Raw genomic sequence first — 8682 nt, 5'->3', positions numbered from 1 at the left:
GGCTGGTGGGCGGTGCGCCGGGACGTCGAGCGCGGGGTGCGCGACGAACTGTGAGACGGAAGCGGGGCGCACGGGGGCGCCCCGCCCCGACCACCCGGCACTCACCCGGCCAGGTACCGCTCCACCGTCTCCACCTTCGAGGTCAGACCGTCGGTGACCCCCTCGCGGATGTCCGCCTTGAGCACCACGCTCACCCGGGGGGAACGGGCCCGCACGGCCTCCACGGCGCGACGGACGACGTCCATCACCTCGTCCCACTCGCCCTCGACGCTGGTGAACATCGCGTCCGTGCGGTTGGGCAGGCCGCTCTCGCGCACCACCCGCACCGCCTCGGCCACGGCCTCCCCCACGTCCTCACCGGCGCCGATCGGGGTCACCGAAAACGCCACGATCACGTCGTGCCTCCATGTTGTACGCCTCTTCCCGCGGCTCGCCGCGTGCCCGGGCCCGTGCCCGGAACCCCATCGTGCCCGGTACGGCCACCGAACCCACCGCCCCCGCACCGGTCACGCGGAAAAGCCCGCTCCCGCACGGGGCAGCGGGCGGGGGCGGGCCGTTGGGTGTCCCCTTTCGGGGATGTCTCCTCTCAGCGGTACCTCCTCTCGGTGGTGCGTCCGCCGGCGGGGCCTCCCCTCAGGGGTTCGGCTCCGGCAGAAGACCGAGCTGCCCGAGGAAATCCATCCGGTCGAAGTAGATGTGGTGCTCGACGATGTGTCCGTCCACCACGGTGGCGCGGTCACAACTGCGCGCCCGGATCCGTCGACCGGTCGGTGCTCTCCTCTCCCCGTCGGGTCCGATGAGGGGACCGGTGTTGGTACCGATCATGAATCCCTCGTCGATGGCGGAGTCGCCGTCCTCGTACAGGGCCAGCGGTTCGTAGGAGGCGTCGGGCATGGCGTCCATGAAGTGGCGCCAGTACTCGACGATCCGTTCCCGTCCCCGGATCTCACCCTCATCGGGTGAGACGACGACGGCGTCCTCCGCGAAGCACTCCGCGGCGGCCTTGAGGTCCCGGGTGATGGTGATCGCCTCGGTGAGCCGATCCATGACCTCGCGTGCCTGTCCCATGATTCACCTCCCGTCCTGTGGAGGTCCTTCCACCGTACATCCGACAAAAGGCCCATGACAGACACCGCCGGGGGTGAACGCGCCGCCGGGATCACCGCCCGCCGCGCCCCGTCGGAGGGAACGGCGGCGGGCGACGATCCCGGCGTTCACACCTCGTTCTCCCGGCTCTCGTCGAGGGCCTCCCAACGGACGGCGGTGACCCCCGGTTCGAGGCTGAGGCGGTTGACGGCCTGCTCGAGTTGGTCGTCGGACCGCCCCCGGGTGGTCATCTCGGCCAGGACGTGAACCCGACCGGTGTGGTCCACGTCCTGGCTCTCCAACGACCGCAGGGCGAAGCCCCCTCCGGAGAGGGATTGCAGGAGCAGCGCCCTGACATGGGCCTCCTGGTCCTCCCGGCAGGTGATGCGCAGCCGGTAGGGGATGAGGGTCTCACTGCCGTTGCCGACCGGGGCGGACTCGATCCGGCGGGCGATGGGGCGCAGCAGGAGGTTGGCCGCCACCACGGCCAGGGCCCCCAGGAGGGCGCCGAGGTACAGGCCGCTGCCGGCCAGGACGCCGATGGCTGCGGCGCACCAAATGGTGGCGGCGGTGTTGATCCCCCGGATGTTGATGCCGTCGCGCATGATCACGCCGGCGCCGAGGAAACCGATGCCGGAGACGACCTGGGCGGCGATCCGGGTGGGGCTGACCTCTCCGGGGGTGTTGACGGCCAGCAGCACGAAGAGCGCGGAACCGGTGGCGACCAGCGCGTTGGTGCGCAGACCGGCCATGCGGGCACGCCACTGGCGTTCGACACCGACCAGGGCACCGAGACCGAAGGCTGCGGCCAGCCGGAGCGTGAATTCCAGGGTGTCGATCATGTCATCCCACTCCCAGCAGCCAGGCGGTGAGGCTGAAGTAGACGGCCAGCCCGGTGAAGTCCTTGATCGTCGTGATGAAGGGGTCCGCTCCCGGAGCATGGTCCAGGCCGATCCTGAACAGCAGCCAGGGCAGCGCGAAGCCCAGGAAAGTGGCGAGCGTCACCGAGGTGAACAGGGACAGCCCCACGGCCAGACCCAGCAGGGGGATGTCGTTGGGCGCCCCCTGCCACAGATAGGCGACGGTGCCGCCGATGCCGGCCAGGATCAGGGCCATGGTGGCGCCCACCCGCACCTCGCGGAACAACTGTCGTCCGAACGCCTTGGGATCTATGTGCCCCAATGCCAGCCCACGGGCGAAGATCGTCGTGGACTGGGTACCCACGTTGCCACCCATGTCCATGATCAACGGAACGAAGATCGCCACCGCCACCACGGCGGCGAGCACGTCCTCGAACCGCTCGATCAGTCCGCCCACCATGAGGCCACCGACCAGGGTCACCATGAGGAAGGCGATCCGCACCCGCACCGGGTAGAGGATGCCGCCCCGGGTCAGCCGCTCGCTGCGCAGCAGTTCCTTGGCGTGGGCGGGGTCACCGAGCCCCGCCTTGCGGTACATCGTCTCCGAGGCGTCGTCCTCCAGCGCGTCCATCGCGTCGTCGTAGGTCAACGCGCCGACCAGTCGCCGTTCGGAGTCGATCACGGGCAGGGCCCCCAGGTCGCGCAGTTGCAGCAGGCGGGAGGCGGCGGCCGCGTCGGCGGTGGTGGTCACGGCGATGTCCGGCAGCCGGGCCAGGGTGCCGAGGGACGTGGCGGGCGCGGCGCGGACCAACTCCGCCACGGTCACCAGGCCGAGGTAGTGGCGCTCCCCGTCGATGACGAACACCGTGGTCAGGTCCTCCGGACCCAGCCGGGAGCCGCGCACCTCCTCCAGCGCCCGCGCCGCGTCGGTGTCGGGACGCAGGGCCAGGTAACGGGGGTTGGCCAACCGCCCGGCGCTGTCGGCCGGGTAGGAGAGCAGTACACCGACATGTCGCCGATCGCTCTCGGGGAGGGCCGCCAGCAGGCGCTTGGCGACCGTGGCCGGGGCCTCCTCCAGCAGGCGGGCCTGGTCGTCGGGGTCCAGCGATTCGAGTACCGCGGTGGCCTCGGAGGTGGTCATGGCCGTCAGGAGGTCAACCTCCTCGGGGCCGCTGAGCAGGTCGAAGACCTCGGCCGCCGTCCGCTTGTCCAGCAGACGGTAGGCCAGGGCCCGCTCGGTGGCGGGAGCCTCCCGCAGGAGCGTCACCGCCTCGTCGACGGTGGCGCCGGCCAGGATGTCCTTGGCCGCGGTCAGGTCACGATCGCGGAGGGTGTGCAGCAGTTCGGTGTGCGTGGTGCGCATGGCGTTCTCCCCCTCGTCGGGGTCGGGGCACGCCGCGCAGCCCTCACGACCGGGTAACGGGGAGGGATGGGGCGTGCCGATGGGCGCCGGTGGCCCGGCGGTGTTCACGGAAATCGGCGGCGGTCCCGTTCGGGACCCGACTACTGGGTGGCGACGCCCTCACCTCCTCCTGCCATCCGCCCCTTCCGGGGCACGACTCCTGCTCTCCGAACCCTCCCGGGGCACGAAAAAAGACCTCCCGCACGGGGGAGGTCTGCGTCACTCGTGGCAGGGCACCGGGACACGGCGGGGCCGGCCCGGGCTTCCCTACGTCGAGCTTCAGCACTGCGGGCCTAGGGGAGCACGGGTCTCCCCGGTCTGCGTTAAGCCAAGCCTTGATTCGGCAGGGCCTGTTCAACCCGTAGGGGTCTCTCGACCTTTCCGGGCAGCAGACACATACGCGCGCAGGAGCCTCACCTAACGGGACACCTGTCGTCCGCTCATCGCGGATCCACGATTCACGAGGGTAGGTGGGACTCCGCGCCCGGTCAAAACCCTCCGCGTGTCGCGGAGGCCACACCGCGGAGGACCCCGTCGGCGTCACCCGGCGGCCGGGCCGGGTGACGCCGACGCCGCGACTCAGTCCGCCAGCGGCAGGTAGACGCGGTTGCCGGACTCGGCGAACTCCCTGGACTTCTCCAGCATTCCGGCCTCGATCTCCTCGGGGGTGGCGTCCCCGTCACCGCCGAACCGCTCCCCGATCTCCCGACTGATCTTCATCGAGCAGAACTTCGGTCCGCACATGGAGCAGAAGTGCGCGGTCTTCGCCGGCTCCGCCGGGAGCGTCTCGTCGTGGTACTCACGGGCGGTGTCCGGGTCCAGGGAGAGGTTGAACTGGTCCTCCCAGCGGAACTCGAACCGCGCGTCGGACAGCGCGTCGTCCCACTCCTGCGCCCCCGGGTGCCCCTTGGCCAGGTCGGCGGCGTGCGCGGCGATCTTGTACGTGATCACGCCGGTCTTCACGTCGTCCGGGTTGGGCAGCCCCAGGTGCTCCTTGGGGGTGACGTAGCAGAGCATCGCCGTGCCCCACCAGGCGATCATCGCCGCGCCGATGCCACTGGTGATGTGGTCGTACGCCGGGGCGATGTCGGTGGTCAGCGGGCCGAGCGTGTAGAACGGCGCCTCGTCGCAGATCTCCTGCTGGAGGTCGATGTTCTCCTTGATCTTGTGCATGGGGACGTGCCCCGGGCCCTCGATCATGGTCTGCACGTCGTGCGACTTCGCGATTCGGTTCAACTCGCCGAGGGTGCGCAACTCGGCGAACTGCGCCTCGTCGTTGGCGTCCGCGATCGAGCCCGGCCGCAGGCCGTCGCCGAGCGAGAAGGTGATGTCGTAGGCCCGCAGGATCTCGCAGAGTTCCTCGAAGTGCGTGTAGAGGAAGCTCTCCTTGTGGTGGGCCAGACACCAGGCGGCCATGATCGAGCCGCCGCGCGAGACGATGCCGGTCTTGCGGCGCGCGGTCAGCGGCACGTACCGCAGCAGCACGCCGGCGTGCACCGTCATGTAGTCCACGCCCTGCTCGGCCTGCTCGATCACGGTGTCCCGGTAGACGTCCCAGCTCAGCTCCTCCGCGCGACCGTCCACCTTCTCCAGCGCCTGGTAGAGCGGCACGGTGCCGATCGGGACGGGGGAGTTGCGCAGCACCCACTCGCGGGTGGTGTGGATGTTGCGGCCGGTGGACAGGTCCATCACGGTGTCCGCGCCCCAGCGGGTGGCCCGGGTCATCTTCTCCACCTCCTCCTCGATGGAGGAGGTGACGGCGGAGTTGCCGATGTTGGCGTTGACCTTCACCAGGAACCGCTTGCCGATGATCATCGGCTCGATCTCCGGGTGGTTGACGTTGGCCGGCAGCACGGCCCGGCCCGCGGCGATCTCCTCGCGCACCACCTCGGGCTCGACGTTCTCCCGGATCGCGACGAACTCCATCTCCGGGGTGATCTCTGCCCGCCGGGCGTACGCGAGTTGGGTGACGGCCCGACCGTCCCGGGCCCGACGGGGGCGGCGCGGACGCCCGGGGAAGACGGCGTCGAGGTTGCGCAACCCGCCCCGGGGGGAGGTGTGCCTGATCCCGTCGTCCTCGGGACGCGGCTCCCGCCCCGCGTACTCCTCGGTGTCGCCGCGTTCGAGGATCCACCGCTGTCGCAGCGGCTCCAGGCCGCGCCGCACGTCGGTCTCGACGCCGGGGTCGGTGTACGGGCCGGAGGTGTCGTACAGGGTGACGTCCCGGCCGGTGGTCAGGTGCACCCGGCGGACGGGGACCCGAAGGTCGGAACGGCTTCCCTCCAGGTAGCCCTTGTGCCAGCCGAGCGGGCGGGCCGGGTCGTCCGCGCCGGTGGTCGGGGCGCCGGCCTTGTCGGGCCCGGTGGCCCCGGGGGTGGCGGTGTTCGTCGTGTCGCTGGTCGTCGTGTCGTTGGTCGTCGTGGCGGTGACACCGGTACCGTTCGCGTTCGCGTCGATACCTTTGGTGTCCGTGGTGGCGCGCGTGTGCGCGTCCCGTGCGGTCATCGAAGACCCACTCCCTACGCCGGCATTACCCGGTAACAGGTTCGGCGGTCGGCGCAGCCGTTCAGCGCCCTCTCAGCCCCGTGCTCGGAGCTCCCGCGATGTCACATGAACGCCCCTCACGCTAACGGCACACCGGTGGGGATGACCAGAGGGCCCCGCCCCTCTTGCGATGATCCTCCCGTGACGCCTCCCCACAGCACCCCCGAGAGCCACGGTCCCGACGGACACGGCGGCGGTCCCGGCGACGCGTTCGACGCGCACGCCCACCCGCACGGGCACACCCACCAACACGGCCCCGCCGCCCCGGTCTCCGGTCGGCTGCGCCGGCTGATCGCGGCGGTTCTGGTGCCGTTCGCGGCCTTCGTCGGGGTCGGCATGCTCCTGCTGTGGCCCGGTGGCGTGCCCGAACAGGAGGACCGCACCGGCGTCGGCTTCGACCGGCAGATCCAGGACGCCAGGGTGACCGAGGTGCGGGAGGTGCCGTGCGCGGACCTCGGGGTGGCGGTGCGACAGGGCGTGAGCGGACCGTGCGAGCTGGCGACCGTGGAGGTGACCACCGGGCCCGACGCGGGACGCACCTTCGAGGAGGTCGTGCCACCGGACGCCCCCCAGCGCTTCACCACCGGACAGGGTGTGAAGGTCGCCTACGCCCCGGACGCCCCCGAGGAGTTGCAGTACTCGGTCTTCGACGTCGAGCGGTCGGTGCCGATCCTGCTGCTCGCGGCGATCTTCGCGGTCGCGGTGGTGCTGGTGGGCCGGCTGCGGGGGTTCCTGGCTCTGGTCGGCCTGGTCGCCAGCTTCGCGATCCTGACGCTGTTCATCCTTCCGGCCATCCTGCAGGGCTCCAACCCCCTGCTGGTCGCGGTGATCGGCGGCAGCGCCATCATGCTGGCGACGCTCTACCTGTGCCACGGGCTGACGGCGCGCACCTCGGTCGCGGTGCTGGGAACGCTGATCTCGCTGGTGCTGATCGGCTTCCTGGGCTCGGCTTTCATCGACTGGGCGGCACTGAGCGGCAACACCAACGACCAGACGGGGCTGGTGAACGCGCTCTACCCCGACATCGAGATCCGGGGCCTGCTGCTGGCCGGCATCCTGATCGGTTCCCTGGGCGTGCTCGATGACGTGACGGTCACCCAGACCTCCGCCGTGTGGGAACTCAAGCAGGCCGAGCCGGACGCGAGTTGGATCAAGCTGTACCGGGCCGGGATGCGGATCGGCCGGGATCACATCGCCTCGGTGGTGAACACGCTGGTGCTGGCGTACGCGGGTGCCGCGCTGCCGCTGCTGCTGCTCTTCTCGATCGCCGGGCAGAGCGTGGGGACCGTCGCGTTCAGCGAACTGGTGGCGGAGGAGATCGTGCGGACCCTGGTGGGGTCGATCGGGCTGGTGGCCTCGGTGCCGATCACCACCGTCCTGGCGGCGCTGGTGGTCAGTGCCGACCGGGAGGGGGTGCTGCCCGCCGGCGGCGCCCCCGCCGCTGACGGCGGGGGCCGGCGGGCCGCCCCGGCTACCAGCCGCCGGACCCCGAGGACCCCGAGGACGACGAGAACTTCCGCACCAGGAAGATCACCAGGGCGACCAGCACGGCGAAGACCAGGATCTTGAAGGCCAGCCCCACCACGAAGGCGATCAGGTCGAGCAGGAGCCCCCCGAAGACCGCCAGGGCCAACAGCGGGATGACCACCCACCGGACCCACCACGGCAGGCTCATGAAGGCGTCCTTCATCGCTGACTCTCCTCTCGAGGCGTCGAGCGGGACCGGGAAGGGCGTGCGGCGCGCCGGATGCGCCGCGAGGGTACGCCTTCCCGTCGTCCCACAACCGATGCTAGGCCGCGCCCGCGCCGGTCGGGGGGTCCCGGCCCCTCGTTGGTCCCTGAGCGAACCCCTACGGGATCCGGACGGTCGGTGGGTCAGCTCTCCGGGGGAGAGAAGACCACCAGGATCCGCAGATCCTCGGTGATGTGGTGGAAGCGGTGCTGGACCCCGGCGGGCACGTAGACCACGCTGCCCCGGCCCACCTGGACGGTCTCCTCCCCGACCGTGAGCGAGCCCCGGCCGCTGACCACCAGGTACACCTCGTCCTCGCGGTGCGGGGTCTGCGGGTCGGGTTCCCCGGCGTCGAGCGCGTACAGCCCCACCGACATGTTCCGTTCGCGCAGGAACTGCAGGTACGCCCCGTCGTTGGCGAGGCGTTCCGCCTCCAGTTGGTCGAGTCGAAACGCTTTGATCACGCCGTCATCCCCGCCTGCCCTCTTGCCCCGGTACCGGTGTCGTCTGGAACGATCCCCACATGACGAACCTTCTGATCAAGTTCATCGCCAACGCCCTGGCGCTGGCCGCGGCCGTCTGGCTGGTCGGTGGCATCTCCCTCGGTGACGAGGGCACGGACACCGGCGGCCGGGTCCTGACCCTGGTGATCGTCGCGCTGATCTTCGGCCTGGTGAACCTCTTCGTCAAGCCGATCCTCCAATTCTTCGCCCTGCCCCTGTTGATCCTCACCCTCGGACTGTTCGCCCTGGTGATCAACGCCCTGATGCTCATGCTGACCGGGTGGCTGGCCGGCAGCTCCTTCCAGGTGGACGGTTTCTGGTCCGCGCTGCTCGGCGGTCTGGTCATCTCCATCGTCACCTGGGCGGTCACCTCCCTGCTCGACCGGGACTGAGCCGAGCACCCGGGGCCGGGTTCGTTCCGGAGTCCGCACCGAATCGAACATCCGATCGGCACTACCCTGACGGGCATGCCCGACTCCCCGTTCGAACCGGTGGCCGGATCCACGCGTCCGGCCGGCGCTCCCACCCCGCGTCCCGGGCCTGTCCCTTATACAC

Annotated in this window: 9 protein-coding genes and 1 riboswitch; of the genes, 2 read left to right on the top strand and 7 right to left on the bottom strand. The window is 70.4% G+C overall.

All coding sequences use genetic code 11. The annotated features are described in order from the left end of the window. Window positions 1-101: 101 nt before the first annotated feature. The 5 genes from FNQ90_RS06080 to thiC all read right to left on the bottom strand — a co-directional run bounded on the left by FNQ90_RS06080 (window position 102) and on the right by thiC (window position 5853). Window positions 102-395, bottom strand: coding sequence for an MTH1187 family thiamine-binding protein (locus tag FNQ90_RS06080; protein WP_182605319.1), 294 nt, complete (start codon window positions 393-395; stop codon window positions 102-104). 238 nt (window positions 396-633) lie between these two features. Continuing rightward, a complete protein-coding gene (locus FNQ90_RS06075; RefSeq protein WP_182605318.1) occupies window positions 634-1068 on the bottom strand; it encodes an ester cyclase in 435 nt (144 codons plus the stop codon). A gap of 146 nt (window positions 1069-1214) precedes the next feature. Further along, the gene (locus FNQ90_RS06070) at window positions 1215-1928 is read right to left on the bottom strand and encodes an MgtC/SapB family protein (protein WP_182605317.1); all 714 of its coding nucleotides are present in this window, start codon (window positions 1926-1928) and stop codon (window positions 1215-1217) included. A gap of 1 nt (window position 1929) precedes the next feature. After that, window positions 1930-3309: a magnesium transporter gene (gene mgtE, locus FNQ90_RS06065; protein WP_182605316.1), complete on the bottom strand. Its 1380-nt coding sequence runs from the start codon at window positions 3307-3309 to the stop codon at window positions 1930-1932. A gap of 297 nt (window positions 3310-3606) precedes the next feature. After that, window positions 3607-3780: riboswitch (M-box (ykoK) riboswitch) on the bottom strand. A 147-nt stretch (window positions 3781-3927) separates the two neighbouring features. After that, on the bottom strand, window positions 3928-5853 hold the full coding sequence (thiC, locus tag FNQ90_RS06060) for a phosphomethylpyrimidine synthase ThiC (RefSeq protein ID WP_228470907.1): 1926 nt from the start codon (window positions 5851-5853) through the stop codon (window positions 3928-3930). Window positions 5854-6033: 180 nt separating this feature from the next. Between thiC and FNQ90_RS06055 the strand changes: the two genes are divergently transcribed. Next, window positions 6034-7461: a YibE/F family protein gene (locus FNQ90_RS06055; protein ID WP_407699313.1), complete on the top strand. Its 1428-nt coding sequence runs from the start codon at window positions 6034-6036 to the stop codon at window positions 7459-7461. Here FNQ90_RS06055 and FNQ90_RS06050 read toward each other — a convergent pair. Beyond that, entirely contained in the window at window positions 7364-7582 is a 219-nt protein-coding gene (locus FNQ90_RS06050) for a DUF5326 family protein (protein ID WP_182605314.1), read from the bottom strand. The genes FNQ90_RS06055 and FNQ90_RS06050 overlap by 98 nt on opposite strands. 185 nt (window positions 7583-7767) lie before the next feature. After that, window positions 7768-8085, bottom strand: coding sequence for a cupin domain-containing protein (locus FNQ90_RS06045; RefSeq protein ID WP_182605320.1), 318 nt, complete (start codon window positions 8083-8085; stop codon window positions 7768-7770). Window positions 8086-8147: 62 nt separating this feature from the next. Here FNQ90_RS06045 and FNQ90_RS06040 point away from each other — a divergent pair, with 62 nt between their 5' ends. Continuing rightward, the gene (locus FNQ90_RS06040) at window positions 8148-8519 is read left to right on the top strand and encodes a phage holin family protein (protein ID WP_143625008.1); all 372 of its coding nucleotides are present in this window, start codon (window positions 8148-8150) and stop codon (window positions 8517-8519) included. The last annotated feature ends 163 nt before the right edge of the window (window positions 8520-8682 follow it).

Source organism: Streptomyces alkaliphilus, assembly GCF_014141535.1.
Lineage (GTDB): Bacteria > Actinomycetota > Actinomycetes > Streptomycetales > Streptomycetaceae > Streptomyces > Streptomyces alkaliphilus.
This window is presented reverse-complemented; position numbering and strand designations above follow the sequence as displayed.